General features: G+C 43.5%; 16 protein-coding genes and 1 pseudogene. 10 read left to right on the top strand and 7 right to left on the bottom strand.

The annotated features are described in order from the left end of the window. Nucleotides 1–5 precede the first annotated feature (5 nt). The 3 genes and pseudogenes from DBK98_RS01265 (at nt 6) to DBK98_RS01275 (ending at nt 4,080) form a co-directional block, all read left to right on the top strand. A pseudogene (locus DBK98_RS01265) lies at nt 6–1,625 on the top strand (RagB/SusD family nutrient uptake outer membrane protein). A gap of 36 nt (nt 1,626–1,661) precedes the next feature. Further along, nucleotides 1,662–2,036, top strand: coding sequence for a hypothetical protein (locus DBK98_RS01270; RefSeq protein ID WP_005811122.1), 375 nt, complete (start codon nt 1,662–1,664; stop codon nt 2,034–2,036). Nucleotides 2,037–2,043: 7 nt separating this feature from the next. After that, entirely contained in the window at nt 2,044–4,080 is a 2,037-nt protein-coding gene (locus DBK98_RS01275) for a BNR-repeat neuraminidase N-terminal domain-containing protein (RefSeq protein WP_032536196.1), read from the top strand. A gap of 95 nt (nt 4,081–4,175) precedes the next feature. Here DBK98_RS01275 and DBK98_RS01280 read toward each other — a convergent pair whose 3' ends face one another. The 4 genes from DBK98_RS01280 to mdh all read right to left on the bottom strand — a co-directional run bounded on the left by DBK98_RS01280 (nt 4,176) and on the right by mdh (nt 11,304). Next, entirely contained in the window at nt 4,176–6,365 is a 2,190-nt protein-coding gene (locus DBK98_RS01280) for a M56 family metallopeptidase (RefSeq protein ID WP_033572503.1), read from the bottom strand. Between the two features lie 3 nt (nt 6,366–6,368). Next, nucleotides 6,369–6,743 carry a BlaI/MecI/CopY family transcriptional regulator gene (locus DBK98_RS01285; RefSeq protein WP_032536198.1) on the bottom strand — a complete coding sequence of 125 codons (375 nt, stop codon included), beginning with the start codon at nt 6,741–6,743 and terminating at the stop codon, nt 6,369–6,371. Nucleotides 6,744–6,977: 234 nt separating this feature from the next. Next, nucleotides 6,978–10,259 (bottom strand): S41 family peptidase, encoded by a 3,282-nt coding sequence (locus DBK98_RS01290; RefSeq protein WP_032536199.1) that lies wholly within the window; start codon nt 10,257–10,259, stop codon nt 6,978–6,980. Between the two features lie 103 nt (nt 10,260–10,362). Beyond that, nucleotides 10,363–11,304 (bottom strand): malate dehydrogenase, encoded by a 942-nt coding sequence (mdh, locus tag DBK98_RS01295; protein WP_005782497.1) that lies wholly within the window; start codon nt 11,302–11,304, stop codon nt 10,363–10,365. Nucleotides 11,305–11,490: 186 nt separating this feature from the next. Between mdh and DBK98_RS01300 the strand changes: the two genes are divergently transcribed. Continuing rightward, nucleotides 11,491–12,363 carry a hypothetical protein gene (locus DBK98_RS01300; RefSeq protein ID WP_005782494.1) on the top strand — a complete coding sequence of 291 codons (873 nt, stop codon included), beginning with the start codon at nt 11,491–11,493 and terminating at the stop codon, nt 12,361–12,363. A 124-nt stretch (nt 12,364–12,487) separates the two neighbouring features. Here DBK98_RS01300 and DBK98_RS01305 read toward each other — a convergent pair whose 3' ends face one another. The 3 genes from DBK98_RS01305 to DBK98_RS01315 are packed head-to-tail and all read right to left on the bottom strand — an operon-like array spanning nt 12,488 to nt 16,571. Beyond that, nucleotides 12,488–13,429, bottom strand: coding sequence for a FecR family protein (locus DBK98_RS01305; RefSeq protein WP_032536201.1), 942 nt, complete (start codon nt 13,427–13,429; stop codon nt 12,488–12,490). Continuing rightward, complete coding sequence (locus tag DBK98_RS01310) at nt 13,410–13,964, bottom strand: RNA polymerase sigma-70 factor (protein WP_032531348.1); 555 nt, start codon at nt 13,962–13,964, stop codon at nt 13,410–13,412. The genes DBK98_RS01305 and DBK98_RS01310 overlap by 20 nt, the downstream gene beginning before the upstream one ends. Nucleotides 13,965–14,003: 39 nt before the next feature. Then, nucleotides 14,004–16,571, bottom strand: coding sequence for an outer membrane beta-barrel family protein (locus DBK98_RS01315; RefSeq protein ID WP_032531349.1), 2,568 nt, complete (start codon nt 16,569–16,571; stop codon nt 14,004–14,006). A gap of 583 nt (nt 16,572–17,154) precedes the next feature. Between DBK98_RS01315 and DBK98_RS01320 the strand changes: the two genes are divergently transcribed. From DBK98_RS01320 to DBK98_RS01345, 6 genes are all read left to right on the top strand, one after another. Continuing rightward, nucleotides 17,155–18,609 carry a TolC family protein gene (locus tag DBK98_RS01320; protein ID WP_005811132.1) on the top strand — a complete coding sequence of 485 codons (1,455 nt, stop codon included), beginning with the start codon at nt 17,155–17,157 and terminating at the stop codon, nt 18,607–18,609. A 61-nt stretch (nt 18,610–18,670) separates the two neighbouring features. Next, complete coding sequence (locus DBK98_RS01325; protein WP_005782476.1) at nt 18,671–19,663, top strand: HlyD family secretion protein; 993 nt, start codon at nt 18,671–18,673, stop codon at nt 19,661–19,663. Next, a complete protein-coding gene (locus DBK98_RS01330; protein ID WP_005782473.1) occupies nt 19,660–20,841 on the top strand; it encodes an ABC transporter permease in 1,182 nt (393 codons plus the stop codon). Before DBK98_RS01325 ends, DBK98_RS01330 begins: the two co-directional genes overlap by 4 nt. Further along, the gene (locus DBK98_RS01335) at nt 20,841–22,091 is read left to right on the top strand and encodes an ABC transporter permease (RefSeq protein ID WP_005782471.1); all 1,251 of its coding nucleotides are present in this window, start codon (nt 20,841–20,843) and stop codon (nt 22,089–22,091) included. The genes DBK98_RS01330 and DBK98_RS01335 overlap by 1 nt, the downstream gene beginning before the upstream one ends. Before the next feature lie 275 nt (nt 22,092–22,366). Then, on the top strand, nt 22,367–22,732 hold the full coding sequence (locus DBK98_RS01340; protein ID WP_032536202.1) for a BlaI/MecI/CopY family transcriptional regulator: 366 nt from the start codon (nt 22,367–22,369) through the stop codon (nt 22,730–22,732). Nucleotides 22,733–22,752: 20 nt separating this feature from the next. Then, nucleotides 22,753–24,474, top strand: coding sequence for a M56 family metallopeptidase (locus DBK98_RS01345; RefSeq protein ID WP_032536203.1), 1,722 nt, complete (start codon nt 22,753–22,755; stop codon nt 24,472–24,474). Nucleotide 24,475 lies beyond the last annotated feature (1 nt).

The raw sequence follows: 24,475 nt of genomic DNA on the forward strand, positions 1-24,475 counted from the left end.
TGATTATGAAAAAGATAAATACAGCCCTGTTCTGCATATTTGTATTGCTCTTCTGTTCGTGCGATGTATTGAACAAAGCTCCACTGGACGAAATCGCCGACGATTCTTTCTGGTCGGACGAAACACTGGTGAAATATTACGTAAACGATCTATATAGTGAAATTTCCGTAGACGGACTGCAATTACAGGAAAACCGAAGTGACAATTCTGTCTCAGCACAACGGGATAAATATCGTGCAAGCTGGTTCAAATTCAACTATGATATGGTCAGCGCTTCCGACCCTCAGGATGACGATGTATGGGAAGATTATTACGTAAAGGTACGTAAATGCAACCGTTTTTTCGAACGAATCGGTACGTCTACCATCGAAGAAAGCGAGAAGTCAAGACTTACGGGAGAAGTTCACTTCTTGCGTGCCATGTTCTATTTCGAAATGGTAAAGCGATATGGCGGTGTCATTCTACTGGATAAAGTACTCACCATGGAGGATAACTGGGAAATTCCCCGTTCGTCCGAGAAAGAATGTTATGACTTCATTCTGGACGACCTCAAAAAGGCAACCGAAATGTTGCCGGCGTCTTATGGTTCAAGAGAAAAGGGACGTGCCACCAAAGGTGCTGCTTATGCACTGAAATCAAGAGTGGAACTGTATGACAAACGCTACGAAGACGTGATCAAGAGTTGTGCCGAAGTATACAAACTGGGATATGAACTGGTAGATGGCACTACTCCGGAAAAATACCGCTCTATCTGATGGACTACCAACAAAGATAACAAAGAAATCATCTTCGACATCCAATACAAAAGCCCGGATGTCTACAACAACATGATGGTGTGCAACATGGTGACGTATATCAACGATAAATATGGTGATCGCGGATGGGGTGGCCTCGGCCCGACCCAAGAACTGGTTGACGCATTTGAAATGGCAGATGGCTCACCTGCCACGCAATACTCACAGGCTTCCGCCGATCAGGTATTCGACATCAATACTTGTGGCATCTATGAAGGACGTGAACCAAGATTCTATGCTAACATCGTTTTCCATGGTTCCCAGATTTTCTTCAATGCAGATAAAGGTGCTGTAACTGTAGACCGCTATCTGATGGATACTCCTGATAAAGGCGATGGTTCACTTACCGGATACAATGTTTGGAAATGGATCGATTATGATAACTATAACTATCCGTACGCAGGCGCCAGCAGTCCGGACTTCAGTACCAACTGGATCATCCTCCGTTACGCAGAGATTTATCTGAATGATGCAGAAGCGCGCCTTGAGACCGGTGATGTAGAAGGTGCCCGGAAAGCTGTCAATGTGATTCGTCAACGAGTAGGCTTACCTGCGCTTACCGAATCCGATCCGGCAAAATTGCGTGAACTGATTCGGAAAGAGCGCCGCATCGAGTTTGCTTTCGAGGAACAACGCTTCTACGACGTACGCCGCTGGAAAGTCGGTCCCGAAACCCAAACGACCCTGCATGGAGTGCGCTTTGTCTCACCGACGGAATTTAAGATAACCAAAACAGACATCCGTACCTGGAATGACCGTTTGTACCTGACACCGATTCCTCACGACGAGATTGTCCGCTCCAGCGTACTGACACAAAACCCGGGATATTAACGATTGATTTCATCACATTTTAAATATAGCATGATTATGAATAAAATAATTTCTATACTGATTTGCTGCTTTGTTGCCGGCTGCCTCTTTGTCTCGTGTGAACAACCCGACATACCGGACGTACCGAATTATGACAAAACGGAAATATTGACTTTTAAAGTGTATAACCAGGATAAAGAAGAGATCGGTACCCCTGTTATTCTTTCGGATGAAGGTATCGTCTCCATTACCGTAGAAAACGGCACTGACCTGTCCAACGTCTTTGCCACCTGCACACTCTCTTCCGGAGCCACCCTGTCTCCTTCACTCGGAGGCTATCAGGACTGGAGTGGACTGAGCAAAGAGTTTACTGTAATTTCGGCCAGTGGTAAACGTTCAAAACCATGGACCGTGACTTTCAAAACCAAATAAATTCATAATGAAATATGTAATAATATTCATCCTCTGCATCTGCTGCTCCCTGCAGATGCAGGGTAAACTTCCTGCCTCAAAAGGCGGGAAGTCTAATCTCGCCCTCTGCCTCGACGGGAAAGACAATAACGTACGGACAGGTATGGGAATTCTGGAACCTTCGTGGACCTTGGAGTCCTGGATTAAAGGTAACGACTGTAAATGGGACAGTCTTGAAGTTATCATCGGAGGAGGTGAATACAGTGAATTGAACTGGGTGGACTATCTGCCTTTGGTCGTAAAAGAAGGCAAACTTCACTCTACCCGTGCTAATCTTTCGGCACCGGAAGCATTGGATGACCAATGGCACCATGTGGCACTGACTTGTGACGGAAAGCAGACCATACTTTATCTTGATGGAAAACAAGTGGCCAAAGCCGATACGGCAATTTCCATCCTTCCCGGTGCTATCGGAGTTCACGATGTATATTATACTTTCGGCGGATTGATTGATGAAGTACGCATTTGGCGCAAAGCTTTACCGGAACAAACGATCCGTCAATGGATGAATCGCCCCGTAGAAGCCAGTCATCCCGCTTTTAAATCCTTGTGGGGATATTATAACTTCGACGACCTGAAAGAAGAAACATCCATCAATTGGGTAGGCAAAGGACATCAGGCTTACCATATCCGCAATGGGCGCAACAAATACAATGGAAAAGCTCCGCTGGCTTATGCAGTCCCTAACGATAATACAGCATTTAAAGAGTATGACGGAAAACAACAGTTATTCAATGCAGTAGTCATCCAAAGTGAATGGGATGTTGATCAAGGAAGCAAAGACGACCAGGCACTAAAACTGAGAATAGCCGTACAAGGTTCCCGGAAACCACTGAAACTGACAGAGCTGAAACTCGATTTCACCGGCACGACCACTCTTGCAGATATTGAGCAAATCCATATTTATTCTACCGGGAGTGAGGCACAATCCGTGCAACGCAAAGAACTGTTTGGCAACGGGCATACCCCCGAACAGTCAATGACTCTCTGCCCGGAGCAGGGAGAAGAGATCCTGTTACAACCGGGGATCAACTATTTCCTTCTTACATTCGACGTCAGAAAAGAGGCAACTCCCGGACATACATTATATGCCTCCGTACCTTCTTTCCGCCTAAACGGAAAACAGTATATTCCCGAAACAGCTACCGAAGAGGTCCGTAAACAAGTGACTTGCAACAACCAAACACATTCCAATATAGTAAAAGTGCTTCAATGGAACATCTGGCATGGAGGTATTCATCTGGGTAACGAGGGGCAGCAGCGAGTATTCGACCTGATCCGAAGCACCCATGCAGACGTGGTCATGATGCAAGAAGCATATGGCATCCAACAAATGCTGGCAGATTCATTAGGGTATCATCTCAAAACCCATTCTCTTAAAGACAACCTGGCCATGTACAGCCGCTTTCCGTTGGAACCCATAGCATGGCGGGAACCCTTCAAATCGAACCCAGCCAAAATAACCTTACCAAACGGTAAGCGGATAATGCTTGTAGACTGTTGGCTCCGTTATGCCTACCGCCCGGAATATACAAGTGGTTACGCTGAGAAAGGACTGGATCCTTCTGTCTGGGTCGGTGAAGATTCCATATTGGCACTGCCCGATATCCGCAATATCTATACAAAGGATATTGTACCGAACCAGGAAACAGACATGCCGGTCATTATCACCGGTGACTTCAACTCATGTAGCCATCTTGACTGGACAGAACGAGCCAAACCATTGCATCACGGATACGGTCCGGTGGCTTTCCCCGCTTCCCGCTATATGTTGGAAAATGGTTTCAAAGATAGTTTCCGTGAGAAGAATCCGGACGAAGTTGCATATCAGGGAGGCACTGTTGCCGCCATCTACGGGCAAATGCAAATGTCCCGTATCGATTTCATCTATTATAAAGGAGGGCTGAAAGTATTATCATCCAAAATAGTACGTACGGCTCCCGAGATAGATTATGTGTGGGCATCAGACCATGCAGCGGTGCTTACCGTCTTTGAGGTTGAATAAAATGACAGGCACGGATCGTGCAGATTCCACAGAATCAAGAGTATCTGTTTATCTGCCACATCCGTGCCTAAAATAGATCAATGCTGTAGAGCAGGCTACAATATAATGCGTTTATAGGGTTCCTTCTGATAATCTTTAATCTTTACTTTCCGCCAATCCCAGCTGCTTCCATTGCTTGGTGAAATAACTCCGGCATCCGGATATTTATTATAAAGATCGATTGTTTTTACTTTCTTTGGCAACTTCGGGAAAACGAGTGTCAACAACACAGAACGTCCTTCACAGCCTTCTACCCACAGTAATTTATTCATTTCAATGCCATGCGCCTCTTCCAGAATCGGATATTCATCACCTGTTCTGGAATCAACAAGACACAATCCCTTACCTATGACCAACCAATGACGGTCAAAATGAATAGGTATATTCAAGACAACCAACGTCTTCTCCGGTAAAGTTTCAATTTTCTGAATTCGAGACCTTCCGTCACCCCGGCGTGAAGAAACGGCTAATTGACTTGCATTAAGAGTTACTTCTTCCAATTTATCGGAACGCAGTGGACGCCCCTCTCTATCATACTCAGCTATTCGGGCGGCAGTCGGAAGGAAATCGTCAACTTTCAGATTCTCCAACCTCCATGAACTGCCATTGGGAGGTGTCAATCCCCTTTCTTCCGGGAAACAATCGCGGATACTAATCTTTTTTACCTTTCGGTCAAGAGGAGGAAAGACCAGTGTAAATTCCAGCATTTGCTTTTCTTGTCCCACAACCCAATAAGTCTGATTTAGTTCAATTCCGCGGGTAAGTGAACGAATCTTATAAACATCTTTCGTATCTTCGTCTACTATGGACAATCCCTTTTCGAACTGTAACCAGTGCCGGTCATAATATATCGGTATGGCCAAAGTAACGCGTGTATCTTCTTTCGTCCGTTCAATAAAGCGTACATATATACTTCGTTTATACGGTGCACGCGACAATACAACCTGATCTGCAGGTAAATCGACGCCAACAGTATAATCAGCCTCTTTTCCGTGCAGAGAAGTCTGATTCGGTTTCTCTTCCGAGAGCGTATCCAGCACTTTCGATACAGGAGTTGTAACCTTAGCAAGTAGTTGACTGGATCCGGATTTAACTAAATGCGCCTCTCCCGACTGTATGTAATGAACTATCTTTGGGGAGTCCAAAAGCAGAAAACACTTTTCATCACCTACGCTATCCATCTTTTTTTCGTTAGATACGACTTCGGGAGTTTCTACTTTCATCGAAACAGATACCATCGGCAATACAGGTTCAATCAGAACCGGCTTTTCCGTAAAAGAAAATAAAGCCAATACACCCGCACACAAAGGAAGCAACGCTATTTTGCGCACTCCGGCGAAACGTTCTTTATATTGATGTTTCATCATAATAAATCGTTTTTTAATTAATGAATTATGAAAACCATTTGCAACCTTCGGGCTGTATCCCATCAACTCTTCGAATAAGATGCTTTGATATTCAAATAATTCAATCTCACCGGAAAGCAAACAACGGTCCACTTGAAATTCATGGAGAGCCCGCAGTTCACGCTTTACCAGCCAGACAAACGGATTAAACCAACATAAGATGGATAAACCTTCAATAAATAAAGTGTCCCGATAATGATGATTACGAATATGTGCCTTTTCATGGAGCAGAACTATACGCAACACTTCTCCTTCTAACTTCCGATTGATAAAGATCATCCGGTAAAACGAGAATGGTGAAACGACTTCATTGTTACGCACGATACAAATCCCATCAGCCTCCATCGTACAACTTCCCCAACGCTTCAAACGCCAGATACGTGCCATTTCGACCAATAAATGCATCAAAAGGACAAATACTCCCAATCCATATACGATCCAGACTATTTGCCAGTAATCCCACGAAGCATAAAAAGGTTCTTTCGCTATTTCTTCTTCCACTCGGGGTACAATTGCTTCACTAACCTCCGCCTGCACTGCTGCGAGCGTATCCGGTTGTATCCCATCATTTTCTACTTGTACCAATGAAGTCTTATCCATTTGTGTTTCTTGCTTTACAACCACCCGTTCCATCTTTATCGGCCGCACCACCTTCACCGGATAAACCGGGATGCGTACCACCGATACAGCTCCGGCCAGCAGTACCGAAAAAAGCAAATAATTCCGGCACTGGTTAAACGGGGCTTTTCGATCGAACAACAAGTAATAGCACAGCCATAACACAAATGAAGCTCCTATGAAACGAAGAATAGCCCATTCGCTACAATCAATATCGATCATACCTTATTCCTTTTTGTTTTCCTTCAACATTTCAATCAGTTCGTCGATCTCCTGTACCGACATCTTTTCTTTTTTGGTAAAGAACGAAACCATCGCCTTCACCGAACCACTGAAAAAGTTATCTACGACCCGGCTCATAAAACGATTCGTATAGCTCTCTTTTGAAACCAACGGATAATACTGATAATTCTTTCCGAAACTACGATAAGCTACAAAGCCTTTGTTTTGCAATACACGTAGTACGGTAGAAACTGTATTATACGCCGGACGCGGCTCTTCCAAATCCTGTAAGATTTCATTCACAAAAGCATTTTCTTTCCGCCAAAGCACCTGCATGATCTGGAGTTCTGCTTTTGTCAATTCTTTCTGTTCACTCATACCAAGTAATTTTAGATTATACTTCTATTCATCAAGTATTTGGGATACAACCTGAATGGAATGGCACAAATATATAACTATAAATATAGACGCAAAACTATATTTATAGTATTTCACATTAAAAAGCAAGTATTTAACAATAAATAGATCATTTTATCCACATAATGAGAAAAGGCCACCTTTAAACAAAGGTGACCTTTCCATTTTAATCGAGCATAAAACGCAATTACCCCATCATTTCTTCGGCAGCTCCTTCAACAAGCAATCTACCGCAGCTTTCAATTGTGCATCTTCTCCCTTCAACGAAGCAGAAGGTTCATTATAAATCAGCACATCCGGTTCGAGTGTCTGATTTTCCAGATAGTTACCCTGCATATCCATGCAGCCTACCTGCGGAATACCAAATACAAGATTCGGATCAATCTGGCGTTCCCACCATACAGCTGTCATAGTTCCGGCTACAGGAGTACCTACCAGTTTACCGATACCTAATGTCTTATATACATAAGGAGTACCATGCGCATTACTGTAATTGTCTTCACAAACAAGCATACATGAGGGCTTCAGCCACTTATTGAACGGATCGCTACCTATATATTGTCCGCGAGGAACAAAACGCTGATATTCTTTGCCACTAAGGAGAGTCACCACATCGTCGTGCAACCAACCACCACCATTGTGGCGAACGTCTACAACTACGGCTTCTTTGTTACGGTAACGCCCCAACAGTTCGGAGTACATCTTACGGAAACTCTGACTATCCATGCCCTTGATATGTACATATCCCAAACGACCGCCTGATAACTCTTCTACTTTCTTGCGATTGCGCTCTACCCATCGTTTATATAGCAATTCGCGCTGCGCACCGTAACTGATCGCCTTCACTGTCTCTTCAAAATGCTTCTTTGTAGCAGGATCGTAAACAGAAAGCAGCACTTTACGTCCTACTTTTCCTTCAAATAACGGGAAATAATCTTCTCCTTTTTTGATTGGAGTACCATCTACTTTTTCAATGATACAACCCGGCTTTACATCTGTTTTCTTCAAAGTGAAAGGACTCTGCTCTATGATTTCCTTTATTTTCAACCCGTCACCGGTATAAGTATCGTCATAAAATACTCCCAATGAAGCTGTAGGTAACGCCCCTCCTACACCAGAGTACCGAGCTCCGGTATGTGAAGCATTCAACTCTCCGAGCATCTCGCTCAGCAGTTCGGCAAAGTCATAATTATTGTTGATATGTGGCAGGAACTTTTCATAAGTCTTCTTATACAAAGGCCAGTCTACTCCCTGCAAATCCTTCACATAGAACTTATCGTCTACCTGCTGCCAAACATGATCAAAAATGTAAGCACGTTCACCACCCGGCTGATAGTCGAAGAAAGATTCAAATGCAATAGGCGTTGTCTTGCTACCGGCTATTTCAATTTTCTTCATACCTCCACCGGTACACATAAAGATATTCTCACCTTTCTTATCGGGCAACAGCGAACCGCCTCCGACACCTTTCAACAGAATCTTTGTTGAATTCTCTTTCAAATCGTGTTCCCACAAATCATAACCGCTTTCAAACGCTGCCAGATAATAGAGCTTATCACCTTTCGGAGTCAAAACAGCATCACCCATGAAAGAAGAGTTGACAGTCAGACGCACAATACGATCGAATCGATTATCAAGATCGAATTTCAGTGGCTTCACTTCCTCCTTCTTTTCTGCCTCTCCATCTTTCTTACCTTTGGCGTCTTTTTTCTTATCACCTTTTTTATCCTCTTTCTTTTTCTTCTCAGCTTTTTCTTTCTCAGCCTTTTCCGCTTTCTCGGCTTCTTCAAGCAAAGCAAGGTCTTCCTTATTCATGCGGAAACGATCGTAAGCATCTACATCAAAAAACATGATGTAAGCGTCATATTGAGCACCCCAGCTGCCATGACTACGGTATCCGGCACGGTCACTGAACCAGACCATTGCTTTGCCACCCAGAACCCATTTCGCATTTCCGTCTGAGTAACCGCTTTCGGTCAGATTATGCATTTCTCCCTTACCATCGGCGTTCAGCAGCACAATATCTTTATTGTTCCAGCCACCGATACCAATAAATTCGGAAAGAATCCATTTACTATCCGGACTCCACTCAAACCACTGGTCACCATCACTGTACGAATACTGATATTGGGCATCCATTACCGTACGTACCTTCTTAGTTTTGAGATTGATGACGCGAATTGCCGTACGGTTTTCAAGGAAAGCAACTTCTTTTCCGTCCGGGCTATACTTCGGATTGAACGAAGCTATATCCGAATTGGTCAGACGTTCTTCTTTTAACTCTGTAGCATACGTGAACTGTTTCTCATCTTTCCGCACGATACTTGAAGTATAGAGCTGCCAGAGTCCGCCACGTTCCGAAGCATACACCAAGCTACGCCCGTCGGGTGCAAAATCGATTCCACGTTCCTGACAAGGAGTATTCGTTATCTGTTTTGTCGTTTTATATTCTACCGAAGTCACATACACATCTCCTCTCAAAATGAAAGCAACCTCTTTACCATCAGGAGATACAGCCATTTCAGTAGCCCCACTGGTCTTTATCTGGCGAATCAAATCTTTATCATTTCTGTCTGACAGAATTTTCACAGATACTTTCTGCGACTTACCACCGGGAGTCAACGTATAAATCTCACCATCAAAACCATAACAAAGATTACCATTGGAGGCCATACTGAGGAAACGTACCGGATGCTGCGTGTGATGCGTCACCTGCTTGGATGCATTCGATCCCGGAATACGCTGGTAGATATTGAACGAACCATTCTCTTCACTCAAATAGTAGAACGACTTTCCGTCCGGTGCCCATACCGGTTCACGGTCTTCACCGATGAAAGTGGTCTGTTTTTCATAGCGTGGAGTCTGTCCAGGCTGAAGCATCCATATATCACGGGCAATCGGTGACTTCTGGTGCTTACGCCAGTAATCCTCATATCCTTTTTTATCTTGATAAAGAATAGCCCCTTCCTTATTAATGGAGATGCATTCCATTGGCATAGATGAAAATATCACAGGACGTCCTCCTGTAACCGGAATCTGATATATCTGCTGGAATTGTCCGTTCGAAGGAAAACCGGCATCTTCGGCAGAAGGCATGATGTCGGCAGTAAATAAGAGCTGTCCCGCATCACTGAAAGCTACCGGAGTTTCGCTGCCCGAGAAAGTGGTCAGGCGGCGAGGCTCGCCTCCTTCTTTCGACACAATGAATACATCCAGACTTCCCATACGGTCGGACGCAAATGCAATCTGTTTACTATCGGGACTCCAAATCGGGGTTGTATCAAAAGCCGGATTGGTAGTGATCTGTGTAGCTTTGCCACCGGACACCGGTACTGTGAAAATATCACCTTTATAGGTGAAAGCAATGGTAGTTCCATCGGGAGAGATAGCACAATGACGCATCCACAACGGACCCTCTTGTGCCCAAAGTGCTCCGGCAAACAAAAGAGCCGCAGCACTCATGAAGAGTTTTCTCATAATGTATTATTTAAGTATATTAAAAAGCAAACCTCACAGCCCTTTTGAAAAGAGTTGTGAGGTCCGCATATTCTATTTTCAGATTAAGAATCCGGCATTCAAATTAGAGAGCACCAACTTCTTTCAGAGCTGCGTTAGTTCCATGAACAGCCTTTGCGCTTGCCGCAAATTTTGCTTTTTCGTCAGCAGTCAATTCCAGTTCAACGATTTTCTCGATACCGTTCTTACCCAGGATTACAGGAACACCGATACAAAGATCAGATTCACCGTATTCACCTTCAAGCATTACTGAGCAAGGAATCATCTTCTTCTGGTTGTGGATGATAGATTCTACGACATAAGCTCCTGCCGCACCCGGTGCATACCATGCAGAAGTACCCAGCAACTTAGTCAGAGTAGCACCACCTACCATAGTAGAAGCAACTACTTCGTTCAGCTTTTCTTCGCTCAGCAATGTGCTGACCGGCTGTCCTTTGTAAGTGGCCAGACGAGCCAACGGAATCATAGTAGTGTCACCATGACCACCGATCACCATACCTTCTACTTCGTTTGCGTTGCAACCCAAAGCCTGAGACAAGAAATATTTAAAACGTGAGCTATCCAAAGCACCGCCCATACCGATAACACGGTTTTTCGGCAATCCGAGTGATTTCAATGCCAGATAAGTCATTGTATCCATCGGGTTAGAGATAACTACGATAATAGCATTCGGAGAGTATTTCAAAAGATTTTCTGCTACTGATTTCACGATACCGGCATTTACCCCGATCAGTTCTTCACGAGTCATGCCCGGTTTACGAGGAATACCAGAAGTGATCACAACCACGTCAGAGTTAGCAGTCTGAGCATAATCATTTGTGCAACCAACGATTGTTGTGTCGAAACCCAACAACTGAGCAGTCTGCATCATATCCATTGCTTTACCTTCTGAAACGCCTTCTTTTACGTCCAGCATTACTACTTCGTCTGCCACTTCATTGAAGGCCAGTACATTTGCACATGTAGCACCTACGTTACCTGCGCCTACTACGGTTACTTTTGACATAATACTTATATTTTAATAAAGTTGATAATTAGTTCGTATCGTTTTCGTGACGGCAAAAGTACAACGATAATCGAAATTAAAGAAATTTTTCCATAATAATTTTAGTTAAAGAAAAGTGAATAGACTGTGTTACTCTGTATTGAAATGATTACTTTTGCAGCGTTTTATCATTCAACCTTATAGAATATGAATAAAAAGAATCTGCTGATCATTGCCGTATCTGTTTTGGTGCTCGCGCTCATCGGTCTTACTTATCTGTTATTCTCCGAAAAACAGACTAACCGTGAACTGGTTCAGGAATTCCAATTGGACAAAGAAGATCTTGAAAATGAGTACACTCGCTTTGCACAGCAATATGACGAACTGAAACTGACTGTATCGAACGACTCTTTGGCAGACTTGCTGGCTCAGGAGCAGGTCAAGACGCAACGCCTGCTTGAAGAACTCCGTACGGTAAAGAGCAGTAACGCCACAGAGATAAGACGCCTGAAAAAAGAATTGGCAACACTGAGAAAAGTAATGATCGGTTACATCAATCAGATTGACTCGCTGAATAAACTGACCGCCCAGCAAAAACAAGTGATAGCAGAAGTAACGCAGAAATACAATGCGGCTTCACGCCAGATCAATAATTTGTCTGAAGAAAAGAAGAACCTTAATCAAAAAGTTACATTAGCTGCTCAGTTGGATGCAACCAATATCTGGATTGAACCTCGCAACAAACGTGGCAAAAAAGCTAAAAAAGTAAAGGATATCGTAAAACTGGCCATCGGTTTTACGATTGTCAAAAATATCACTGCCGAAACCGGAGAACGGACACTCTACATCCGGATAACGAAACCGGATAACGATGTATTGACCAAAAGCCCGTCAAACACATTCCCTTATGAAAACCGTACATTAGGCTACTCTATCAAAAAGTACATCGAATACAATGGGGAAGAACAAACTATTAACGTATTCTGGGATGTGGAAGAGTTTCTGTATGCCGGCGACTATCGGGTAGACATCTTTGCTGACGGAACGATGATTGGATCGCAGAAGTTCACATTGGACTAAAACTTTAAAACCATATACTTTAAAAGAGGATGCGCCAGAATGGTTACTAAGTAACCGGCTTCTGGCACATCCTCTTTTTTATTACTTCAATTCTATCTTATTGAATGTTTTCCATTTCAATAACTCATGATAGTGGTGATACGATTATTTTGTTCCCTTCCACTATGAATCTCGCAATTTGCAAATCATTCAAAACATTTAATATTTCCCCGACAGGAAGATGACGACTGGCAGAAAAATAAATCCGTTCCTCCAGCAAAGAATGGGAACGGAAAACAATATTTGTGTTATACCATGCCCCAATTTCCTGCATAACATATCTCAGAGTGACATTATCAAAGATAAATAGACCTTCTGTCCAACTCTTTTGCATACAGATATCAGCCTGAGAAATACAGATATCACCTACTCTATCCAGATAAACCTGTTCACCCGGCTTTATCTTACAGACTTGTGTGCAGGCTTTATCACTGACTTGCACCGAACCTTCATACAGGACAACTTTAGAAGTAGTACCACATCCATAAGAATCAACATCAAATACCGTACCCAATACACGCGTCTGTAAACTCCCGGTCTCTACAATAAAGGGATGTAGAGCATCTCTTTGAACATTAAATCTCGCAGCACCTTCCAACATTACCTGCCGAAGATCACCGGTAAACACTTTCGAGTATTCCAGGCGGCTATTGGCGTTCAACAGCACTTCAGTACTGTCGGGCAAATAAATGGTAACAGTGGTAGCGGGTGGTGTTCTGACTGCAATGATCCCTTTAGCCTCTGTCATCATCAATTTATCAGGCGAATTTACAGAAGCAAACACTTCGACTTCTTGTGATAAAAAGTTTTCCCGGGACAAACCCAAAAACAAAAGTAATGCCACGGAAGCAACTGCTGCAAAGCCGAATAACAAAGTTCGGACTCTCTTCTGCCGTCGGCGAGAGGCAAATGCCTGCCAAGCGATTTCTGTCTCTTCGACAGAAGGCAGGTCACCAAGAGCCTCTCCGAAAAGATTTTCGAGCCTACGGGGGGCTACATCGTTTTTATTATCCTCTCTCTGTTCCATTTGTTTCCTCCTTTCCGTTCATTTCATTACGTAAAATCCGTAAAGCTTTCGATATATGTTTCTTCACCGTATCCGGACTTATTTCCAACCGTTCTGCCACTTGCCTATAGGTCAGTTTCTCCCAATAACAAAGTCTCAAAATGGTACGCGTCGGTTCGGGCAGGCTGCAAGCAATAGTTTCCGCTTGCCGTAACTGTGCCTCATGCTGTCGATATCCGGTATTCACATCCATCCGGGTAACCTCACGTAAAGCATCCAAATGCTGTTGTTCCACGCGCAGATGCTTTAACCGATTCAAGCACGTATTACGTGTAGCTGTATAGAAATAAGCATTCTGCGTTTCTGCTTCCAGTCTATCAAAACATTTCCAAGCCTCTTCCATCACTTCGCCAACAATGTCCTTCGCTTCTTCCCGATCGCCCATTAACTGAATGGCATAACGCACCAGACGAGGATATATCTCCACAAACAATTGCCTGAAGCGTTCTTCCCGTGAAACATGTCCACGAAACCGGAATATCGTTAATTTTGCCATAAGCCGACAAAATTAGCAATAATTCTTTTATCAGGCAGATTAAAGGCGCTGCTTTTCACTCTGTCCCGCACCGGTACCTTTATACTTACTCTTGGTTGCATTAAATTTATAAGATATCTGAATACCCAAACGTTGATTATCATTATATGAACGGGTCAGTATATGACTTCTGACTCCATATCCATCCATATAATGATAACGGGTATGAAAAATATCATCGGCTGTAAGTGTTATCATCAGAGCATCTTCCAGAAATGATTTCGACAGACGGGCATTTACCGTACCCTCTCTGTGGCTCAAAGAATAACTTTGTTTGGCTGCTGTCGAAATATTCCCGTTCACATTCAAAAACCAACCATCAGGAAAAGTAAAACTATTGTCAAGCTCAAAATAAAACTGAGGTTCGTTCCAATGCTGGGTTATCCCCAAAGAACGAACATCGGCATCATAAAAATACATGCCTCCATTCAATTGCGGCTGCCAACACCCGATTTTAGGAGAAACATTAAAATTCATTCCATAAGTATCTGTAGTAGGTATGGAGGCCATGGTAAATAACAACACCCCCGGATGGGTTTCATCATTATAAGGTTTGAGGAACCTCGTATATAAATCCAATGTCCTATCAAAAAAGAGATTTACAAACGCCCATCTCGATCCGGCATCCAATATAAAGACATGGTGTTTTTGTGGAACCAGTAAGGGATCTCCGCTACGATACATATATTTACTTGAATATGTAATTGAGCTTGAAAGCATGTGATAGTCGGGATTATTCCTTATTAAGCGATAAGAAAGGGATGCATGCCAGCCTTTATCCTCATATCCTACTAAAGCGACAGGAACTATATCATTATACACCGGACTTTGTTCATCTTGATGAACCCCATATTCATAATAATCCGTTTTTTGATGTTCATAACGCAGCCCCACATCAAAATTGAATTTATCCAAGTGCAGCGAGTAATCGGCAAACACAGAATAAATAGACTGTTTGATATGATCATCGGCGTTGTCAGAAAAACCACTTTGAACAAATATGTCGTGTCTGTTCGTAAACGTTTCCTCCGTACCCAACGACAATGTCCCTTTTCTGAAAGAGCGTTTTACAACCATACGCATAGCATACAAATAGTTTCGGACTTCATTTTCTGATTGGGCAGCTTTATCATCGTTGTTGAGAACTTCATTTGTGGAATTATTCTTTCCCAATAAATAATCAGCATTGAAATCCACATTCCATTGACCGAACGCTCCATTATAGTATCCATTCACCGAATGAGTCCAGGTAGGATAAGTATGTGCATACTGCGAAGAAGATATTTCTTCTGTCTTTTCACCATCCTTATACACAAAATTGTTGCCAAGGTTAGTCTGATTCACAGAACGTACATTCGTACCCGGCATATAACGAGCACCCAAAGAATTCTTGTCATCTAACTCATAGTTGAAACCTACCTCACCGGAGAAATAAACGGCTTTACGAAAACTGGTAGTTCCTCCTCGGACCTCCCATCGGGAAGAAGCGTCAGTTTCCTGATTTAAAATTGATTCCTGGTAATAATTTCCATGTTTCAAGTCACCTTTCACAAATAGATCCAATCCACCCGTACGGTAATTCAAATATAGATTCTCACTGGCATTATAGTCATGTCCCTGAGAAAAAACACCTCGAAAGCCGCCGCTTATCCCTTGTCCTCGCTGACGGATCGTACGGATACGAATGACTGAAGATACATCCGAACCATATTCTACTCCTGGTGTAGTAATCACTTCCGCCGATAAAATATCGTCAGCACGCAAACGTTCCAATTCTCCCTGATCACGTACCTTACGGCCATTGATATAGATAACAGGAACTCCATGTCCCAGAACCATGTATTCCCCCACCCCTCCCGTTACAAAAGGGAGATGGGATATCATTTCCGCAGCAGAGCCCATTTTAGCTAAAGGAGTACCAACGACATTAGCCAATAAACCATTATCTTTATGTACTATTAAAGGATGATCGACACTAATAACCACTTCTTTCATTAATTGGGCATCGGAAAACAAACATACTTTATTCATTGCACCGCAAGGTTGGACTTTGGTCTGATAACCTATATAAGACGTTTTCAAAAGATAATCTTTCCCTTCTTCACCCGGTATCCGGAACGAACCATCCTGATTCGTAACTACTCCGCTCACAAATGTGGAATCAATTCTATTCAGCAGTAGCACATTGGCGCAAACCAAGGGGTTATGTTCCTCGTCATTAACCGTACCTTGAATAATTACCAGACGTTTGTCTATCCCTGCTTTCTGAATGACAAAATAGTTTTCTCGTTCTTTATAGATGAACGGGGTACTTTCCAGAACGATGGAAAGTGCTTCCGATTCGTTTTTTTGATGAATAGAGGCAGTAACATGGTAAGTCTCAGTCTCGTTATAGGAAAAAATAATATGCTTCTCCCCTGCTTTCTCAATCAATTTCAAAACAGCAGGCAGTGGCTTGTCTCTAAGCTCCAACGTGATTTGACCGGCATTCTGAGCCGAAAAAGGATATGCGCACAATAATAATATCACAACCATCCAGCCTCTTCTGTCGTGTATTCCCCAATTCATTGTTTTTCTATTTTTTAATTAGTTGTTTATTATACTACAACCAAAGTATGCAATCGGGTACGCAATATTACGAAAAAAAATGATTCGGGAAGACAGGATCAATCCATAGTTGATAAATAAGCAAGTATACAGGCTTTCAGCCTGCTAAGTCTTATTGGATAGAAAAAGACACGATGATACTTAAACAGATGAAAGACAAGACATTCAAAGCACTAAACTCTTGCTGGGAAAAGACTTGCTTTAACACAGTGTTAAAGCTTGCTCTTTAGATTCAAATAACAAGTCATTTAAATGCAAAAGGCTTGTTATTTGCATTTGGAAAAGAAGAAGCCCCAGAATGCGATTAACAATGTTAATTGAAAAAGCGAGAATACATCGCCCGGTATTCAAACATCAGGCCTAAATAACAAAAAAAATTAAATCGTTTTGCTTTTTAAGATTAACCCTTTATATTTGCATCGTTGTTTATGCAATTATTGTTTCTTGTCCTAACAAGGATAACAAGAACAAAACCGGATAAACAAACAACCCGCAAGCATTGTTCTTTAAAATGAAGTATTACCTTTATAATGTATAAGATGCGATGAAAAAAATCCTGTTTCTGTTTTTTCTCCTGACAACTACTTTCTCTCTGAAATCACAGGGAATCCTATCCTTAGATAGTTGCCGTGCATTGGCCATTGCCAACAACAAAGAGTTGTTGATAAGCGGAGAGAAAATAAATGCTGCACACTATCAAAACAAAGCAGCTTTTACGAACTACTTACCCAACTTCTCTGCTACAGGGGCCTATATGCGTAACCAAAAAGAATTCTCGCTGCTCAACAGTGATCAGAAAGCTGCCCTATCGGGCTTAGGAAACAGTATAAGCGGACCACTGCAGCAGGCTGCACAAGTCATCGGACAGCTCCATCCTGAACTGGCCCCGGCTTTGTCGCAACTGGGAGGGGCTATCGTACCGGCCTTGAACGAAGCCGGAAGTTCTATTGTAGACGCATTCCGTACCGATACCCGCAATGTATATGCAGGAGTCATCACCCTGACACAGCCATTATACATGGGCGGCAAAATTCGGGCATACAACAAAATCACTAAATACGCTGAAGAGTTGGCTCGCCAACAGCACAATTCGGGTATGCAAGAGGTGATTCTCAGCACGGATCAGGCCTATTGGCAGGTTATCTCGTTGGTCAACAAGAAAAAACTCGCGGAAAGCTACCTGAAGCTATTGCAGAAACTGGACAGTGATGTAGAAAAGATGATTGCCGAAGGGGTAGCCACTAAAGCGGACGGACTCTCGGTTCGGGTGAAGGTAAACGAAGCCGAAATGACACTGACAAAGGTTGAAGACGGGCTAAGCCTTTCGCGGATGCTACTGTGCCAACTGTGCGGCATCGACCTGAGTACCCCCGTCGTATTGGCCGACGAAGACATCGACGACATTCCTTTAATGCCTGTTACTACCGACTTTGAGGTTGAAACAGCCTATGCCAACCGGCCTGAAATACGGAGCCTGGAACTGGCAACCAAAATTTATCAACAAAAAATAAACGTAACCCGCTCCGAGCATCTTCCGTCTTTAGCACTGATGGGAAACTATATGGTTACTAACCCTTCCGTATTCAACAGCTTTGAAAATAAATTCAAAGGAATGTGGAATGTAGGCATCATGCTCCAATTACCCATCTGGCACTGGGGAGAGGGCCTCTATAAAGTAAAGGCAGCCAAAGCAGAAGCACGCATCGCCCAGTATCAACTGGAAGATGCCAAAGAAAAAATAGAGTTGCAGGTCAACCAATCGGCTTTCAAAGTGAACGAGGCAGCAAAGAAACTGACCATGGCGAAAAAGAACCTTGAGAAAGCTGACGAAAACCTGCGCTACGCCACCCTTGGATTCGAAGAAGGAGTAATTGCTCCAAGCAACGTACTTGAAGCCCATACTGCCTGGTTGTCGGCCCAATCGGAAAAGATCGATGCACAGATTGATGTGAAGTTAACAGAGATCTACCTGCAGAAGTCATTGGGAACACTGAAATAAAATGAATAAGTAAATTTAGAGAAAGCCAATCTCAATCGTAAATCGTAAAATCGTAAATAAGATGACATCACAAAAATCACAGAACAGCAATATGCTGCTTGCATTCCTCACTCTGCTGGGAGTTATTGTACTGGTTGCAGTTGTCGGTTTCTTCATGCTCCGCAAAGGTCCGGAAATTATTCAGGGACAGGCCGAGGTGACCGAATACCGCGTTTCGAGCAAAGTTCCCGGACGCATTCTGGAATTCCGTGTGAAAGAGGGACAAACAGTACAAGCGGGAGACACTCTCGCCATACTGGAAGCTCCGGACGTAATGGCAAAAATGGAACAGGCACGTGCAGCTGAAGCCGCTGCTCAGGCACAAAACGAAAAAGCAATCAAAGGGGCACGTCAGGAACAGATCCAGGCAGCTTATGAAATGTGGCAAAAGGCGATAGCCGGTGTCGATATAGCAGAGAAATCATACAAGCGTGTTAAAAATCTGTTCGACCAGGGAGTCATGCCTGCGCAAAAGCTGGACGAAGTCACTGCGCAACGTAATGCAGCCATCGCTACAGAAAAAGCAGCAAAGGCCCAATATACCATGGCTAAGAACGGTGCCGAACGTGAGGACAAAATGGCTGCCGCCGCTTTGGTAGACCGTGCCAAAGGAGCTGTTGCCGAAGTGGAATCGTACATCAAAGAGACTTATTTGATTGCTCAGACAGCCGGAGAGGTTTCTGAGATATTTCCCAAAGTGGGCGAGTTGGTAGGCACAGGTGCACCGATTATGAACATTGCAGTGATGGATGACATGTGGGTGACATTCAATGTGCGCGAGGATTTATTGAAAAACCTGACAATGGGATCTGAATTTGACGCTATCGTGCCCGCACTGGACAACAAAACGATTCGCCTGAAAGTATACTACATGAAGGATCTGGGTACTTACGCTGCCTGGAAAGCAACTAAAACTACAGGACAGTTCGATCTGAAAACTTTCGAAGTAAAAGCTACTCCGGTTGAAAAAGTAGACAATCTGCGTCCGGGAATGTCAGTCATCCTTAAAAAATGAAAGAAAGAGAAAAGAAATATATAGCCCTCTGGCTGGTCATGAAGCGCGAATGTCGCCGTCTTGTGTCCCGTCCGCTCTATCTCTTCTGCATGGTGATAGCCCCGTTATTCTGCTATATTTTCTTCACCACGCTGATGGACTCGGGGCTACCCACCGACATGCCTGTCGGCGCTGTCGATCTGGACAACTCAACCAGTTCGAGAAATATCCTCCGCAATTTGGATGCCTTCGGGCAAACGGCTATCGTGGCCCGTTATGGAAGTGTGAATGAAGCCCGCACTGCAATGCAGGAAGGCAAAATTTATGGGTTCTTCTATATTCCCAAAGGGTTGTCGGCCGATGCTCAAAGCCAACGACAACCCAAAATATCTTTCTATACCAACAACTCGTACCTGATTGCCGGCTCACTGCTTTTCAAAGACATGAAGATGATGTCCGAGCTTGCATCAGGGGCAGTCAGCCGTTCGGTACTGTACGCTAAAGGTGCAACAGAGGACCAAGCCATGGGATACCTCCAACCAATAGTCATCGATACACACCCGATACAGAATCCATGGTTGAACTACTCGGTCTACTTGTGCAACACCCTTGTACCGGGAGTACTTATGCTGATGATATTCATGGTAACGGTATTCTCCATCGGCGTGGAAATCAAAGACCGTACCGCACGTGAGTGGTTGCGTCTGAGCAATAACTCCATTTATATCGCATTGGCAGGTAAACTTCTTCCACAAACGGTAGTGTTCTTCATCATGGGTATATTTTATAATGTATACCTGTACGGATTCCTGCATTTCCCATGCAACAGTGGCATCCTCCCTATGCTGCTGGCCACTTTGTGCCTTGTACTGGCTTCACAATGTTGTGGCATCGTGATGATAGGCACTTTGCCTACACTCCGCCTCGGATTGAGTTTTGCATCATTATGGGGAGTCATCTCTTTCTCCATATCGGGGTTCTCTTTCCCGGTAATGGCTATGAATCCGGTATTGCAGGCATTGAGCAACCTGTTCCCACTACGGCATTACTTTCTCATTTACGTAGACCAGGCACTCAACGGATACAGTATGGCTTATTCCTGGTCCAATTATATGGCGTTATTGATTTTTATGTTACTTCCTTTCTTCGTGGTTCACCGGTTGAAGGAAGCTTTGATATACTATAAATACATGCCCTAATGAAAGATATAAAATTAAAAGATAAAATAGCACAAGGAGTCAACGACCTGTTTTATATCTGGAAACGGGAGTTTGGAACCACCTTCCGTGACCAGGGAGTATTGATTTTCTTCGTACTCGTGCCATTGGTATATCCGTTGATTTATAGCTTCATCTATACCAACGAAGTGGTGCGCGAAGTGCCCGCAGTGGTAGTAGACGATTCACGCTCTTCACTCAGCCGCGAATATCTGCGCAAAGTGGACGCCACTCCCGATATAGAAATCGTAGCGTATTGTGCAGATATGGAAGAAGCCAAACAAATGCTGAAAGACCGTCTGGCTTATGGCATCATTTATATTCCGAAAGAATTTAGTGATAACATAGCACAAGGTAAACAGACTCAGGTAAGTATTTATTGTGATATGAGCGGACTGCTATATTACAAAAGTATGCTTCTGGCTAACACAGCCGTATCTTTAGACATGAACGAAGATATCAAAATAACCCGTTCGGGCAATACCACCGACCGCCAGGATGAGATCACAGCCTACCCCATCGAATATGAAGACGTGGCAATGTTCAATCCGACTAACGGTTTTGCCGCTTTCCTGATACCGGCAGTACTAATCCTGATTATTCAGCAGACTTTACTGTTGGGTATCGGACTTTCTGCCGGCACCGCCCGCGAAAACAACCGCTTCAAAGATCTGGTGCCCATCAACCGGCATTACAACGGCACGCTGCGTATTGTAATGGGTAAAGGACTAAGCTATTTCATGGTCTATTCGCTCGTATCTGTTTACGTACTTTGTGCGGTTCCCCGCATGTTCAGCCTCAACCAGATCGGACAACCGGGTACATTAGCGTTATTTATCCTTCCCTATCTGATGGCTTGCATCTTCTTTGCCATGACTGCGTCCATTGCCATCCGTAACCGGGAAACGTGCATGCTGATATTCGTCTTCACGTCTGTTCCGTTACTGTTTATTTCGGGAATCTCCTGGCCGGGAGCAGCCATACCGCCGTTCTGGAAATATTTCTCTTATATATTCCCGTCTACTTTCGGCATTAACGGATTTGTGCGGATCAATAACATGGGGGCGACACTGAGTGAGATCCCATTTGAATATAAAGCGTTATGGATACAAACGGGATTCTACTTCCTGACTACCTGCTGGGTATATCGCTGGCAGATCATCAAGAGCCGTAAGCATGTCATTGATAAATACAAAGAAATGAAAGGTAAAGGAAAACCTATTCTTTCATAATCACATGCTAAGACACGTGTCATGAAAAGAAATCTTCTTTTCATGACAATTATCAGAGCTATTTCACAACAGAGAATGAAAATGCAGGTACGTTTTATCTGCACCCGCAGATTTATACAGACAACACAGGTTACTGACCAGTTATTTGCTTTTCTTCCCTCCTCACGACTTTCCCCTATACGCAACCTGTTCATTTACATCATTTAACACACTTCGCTTTGTTTAGTTACGACCGTTTCGTAAATTTGTAAGATAAACGTAATTAAACATACTCCATGGAAAAGTTGACAATGCAAGAAGAAGAAGTGATGATTTACATCTGGGAACTGGAAAGTTGCTACGTGAAAGACATCGTTGCTAAATTTGAGCAACCTACTCCTCCCTACACCACGGTGGCCTCCATCGTGAAGAATCTCGAACGGAAAAAATATGTAAAGGCACAGCGCGTAGGAAATACGTACCTGTACACTCCGGCTATTAAAGAAAGCGAATATAAACGAAGTTTCATGAGTGGAGTCGTAAGGAACTACTTTGAGAACTCTTACAAAGAAATGGTTTCTTTCTTCGCCAAAGATCAGAAGATATCGACCAACGACTTGAAAGAAATCATCGACATGATCGAGAAAGGAAAAGAAAACTAATCGCTAATACCCTGAAAAACATGACTCCCGAACTGGCATACTTCCTGAAGATAAACATAGCAATTGCTTTATTCTACGCCTTCTATCGGTTGTTTTTCTACAGAGACACCTTTTTTCAGTGGCGAAGGATTGTTTTGCTTTGCTTCTTTATCATTTCTCCACTCTACCCGGTGCTGAATATTCAGGAGTGGATCAGATCGCACGAACCTATGGTAGCAATGGCCGATTTATACGCAACCATTGTATTGCCCGAAATTGAAATAACTCCTGAAGTTGCGACTACGGATTGGCAAAACATCATTTTATCTACAGTGAATATCATCTATTGGGCAGGAGTCGTATTACTTTTAATACGCTTCGTTGCCCAGTTTGCCAGTATTTTGCGGTTGCGTTTTCATTGTCAGAAAGATCAGATAGAAGGAATTCCTGTCTATTTGCTTGACAAAGAAAGTGGTCCGTTCTCTTTTTTCCATTGGATCTTCATTCATCCGCAAGCACATCCGCACAATGAGTTAAGCGAGATCCTTACTCACGAAGGAACGCATGCCCGGCAAAAGCACTCCATAGATGTTATCATCAGCGAACTGATGTGTATCGCCTGTTGGTTCAACCCGTTTGCATGGTTGATGAAACGGGAAGTACGGAACAACCTGGAGTACATGGCCGACAACCGTGTACTGGAAGCCGGACATGATTCAAAATCTTATCAGTATCACTTATTGGGATTGGCCCATCAGAAAAGTACAATCACTCTCTCCAACAGTTTCAATGTGCTGCCATTGAAGAATCGCATCACCATGATGAACAAAAAAAGAACCAAAGAGATAGGACGGACCAAATATCTGTTATTTCTCCCGTTGGCTCTCGCCCTAATGATAGTCAGCAACATCGAAGCCGTGGCACGTACTACTAAAAGTATCGCACAGGAAGTGATACAAACAGTAGAAGAACAGATTGAACCGAAATCTCCGATTGAAGAAAACGCCCCATCCCATACGGCAGATGCTCCGCAATCTCAAGCGGACAACGCAGCCCGACAAACAACCCAAAGAAATCCGGAAGAACAAACTGTTTTTGAAGTAGTTGAGAAGATGCCGGAGTTTCCAGGAGGATTGACAGAAATGAATAGGTTCATCAACAGTCACCTCCGCTACCCCCCTATCGCTCAGGAAAACGGAATACACGGACAAGTCGTTGTCCAGTTTATAATCCGGGCAAACGGAACGATTACCGACTGCACAGTAGTGAAAAGTGCACATCCAACGCTGGACGCCGAAGCATTACGTGTAATAAAAGAGATGCCTAAGTGGCATCCCGGAAGACAAAGAGGAATAGCCGTAGCAACCAGAATGACCGTCCCGGTACAGTTTCGACTGATAGGTGAAGCGTCCGAAACGACAAGTAGTTCCGATAAGAATCTTGAAAATAAAGTTTTTGATGTAGTTGAACAAGCTGCCGAATTCCCCGGTGGAATGAAAGCTTGCTTAGCATATATGTACAAAAATATAAAATATCCTACAGTCGCAATGGAAGCGGGAATACAAGGACAGGTTGTCATACAAATGGTTATTGATAAGAACGGAAAAATAAGCAATCCCAAAATAGTTCGGGGGGTATCACCGGAACTGAATGCCGAGGCACTCCGTATAGTAAACAGTATGCCCCAATGGATACCCGGGAAACAAAAAGGCAAGAACGTAGCGACCCGATTCACACTCCCCATCCGGTTCCGTCTGGCCTAAC

The organism is Bacteroides sp. PHL 2737 (genome assembly GCF_004115325.2).
Taxonomy (GTDB): domain Bacteria; phylum Bacteroidota; class Bacteroidia; order Bacteroidales; family Bacteroidaceae; genus Bacteroides; species Bacteroides hominis.

Bases quoted from the DNA above. Each gene is read 5' to 3' on its own strand.
- DBK98_RS01290 (WP_032536199.1), bottom strand. From the start codon at position 10,259: ATGAGAAAACTCTTCATGAGTGCTGCGGCTCTTTTGTTTGCCGGAGCA.
- DBK98_RS01305 (WP_032536201.1), bottom strand. From the start codon at position 13,429: ATGGAACAGAGAGAGGATAATAAAAACGATGTAGCCCCCCGTAGGCTC.
- DBK98_RS01315 (WP_032531349.1), bottom strand. From the start codon at position 16,571: ATGAATTGGGGAATACACGACAGAAGAGGCTGGATGGTTGTGATATTA.
- DBK98_RS01300 (WP_005782494.1), top strand. From the start codon at position 11,491: ATGAATAAAAAGAATCTGCTGATCATTGCCGTATCTGTTTTGGTGCTC.
- DBK98_RS01280 (WP_033572503.1), bottom strand. From the start codon at position 6,365: ATGATCGATATTGATTGTAGCGAATGGGCTATTCTTCGTTTCATAGGA.
- DBK98_RS01270 (WP_005811122.1), top strand. From the start codon at position 1,662: ATGAATAAAATAATTTCTATACTGATTTGCTGCTTTGTTGCCGGCTGC.
- DBK98_RS01335 (WP_005782471.1), top strand. From the start codon at position 20,841: ATGAAAGATATAAAATTAAAAGATAAAATAGCACAAGGAGTCAACGAC.
- DBK98_RS01320 (WP_005811132.1), top strand. From the start codon at position 17,155: ATGAAAAAAATCCTGTTTCTGTTTTTTCTCCTGACAACTACTTTCTCT.
- DBK98_RS01325 (WP_005782476.1), top strand. From the start codon at position 18,671: ATGACATCACAAAAATCACAGAACAGCAATATGCTGCTTGCATTCCTC.
- DBK98_RS01310 (WP_032531348.1), bottom strand. From the start codon at position 13,964: ATGGCAAAATTAACGATATTCCGGTTTCGTGGACATGTTTCACGGGAA.
- DBK98_RS01330 (WP_005782473.1), top strand. From the start codon at position 19,660: ATGAAAGAAAGAGAAAAGAAATATATAGCCCTCTGGCTGGTCATGAAG.
- mdh (WP_005782497.1), bottom strand. From the start codon at position 11,304: ATGTCAAAAGTAACCGTAGTAGGCGCAGGTAACGTAGGTGCTACATGT.
- DBK98_RS01285 (WP_032536198.1), bottom strand. From the start codon at position 6,743: ATGAGTGAACAGAAAGAATTGACAAAAGCAGAACTCCAGATCATGCAG.
- DBK98_RS01275 (WP_032536196.1), top strand. From the start codon at position 2,044: ATGAAATATGTAATAATATTCATCCTCTGCATCTGCTGCTCCCTGCAG.
- DBK98_RS01345 (WP_032536203.1), top strand. From the start codon at position 22,753: ATGACTCCCGAACTGGCATACTTCCTGAAGATAAACATAGCAATTGCT.
- DBK98_RS01340 (WP_032536202.1), top strand. From the start codon at position 22,367: ATGGAAAAGTTGACAATGCAAGAAGAAGAAGTGATGATTTACATCTGG.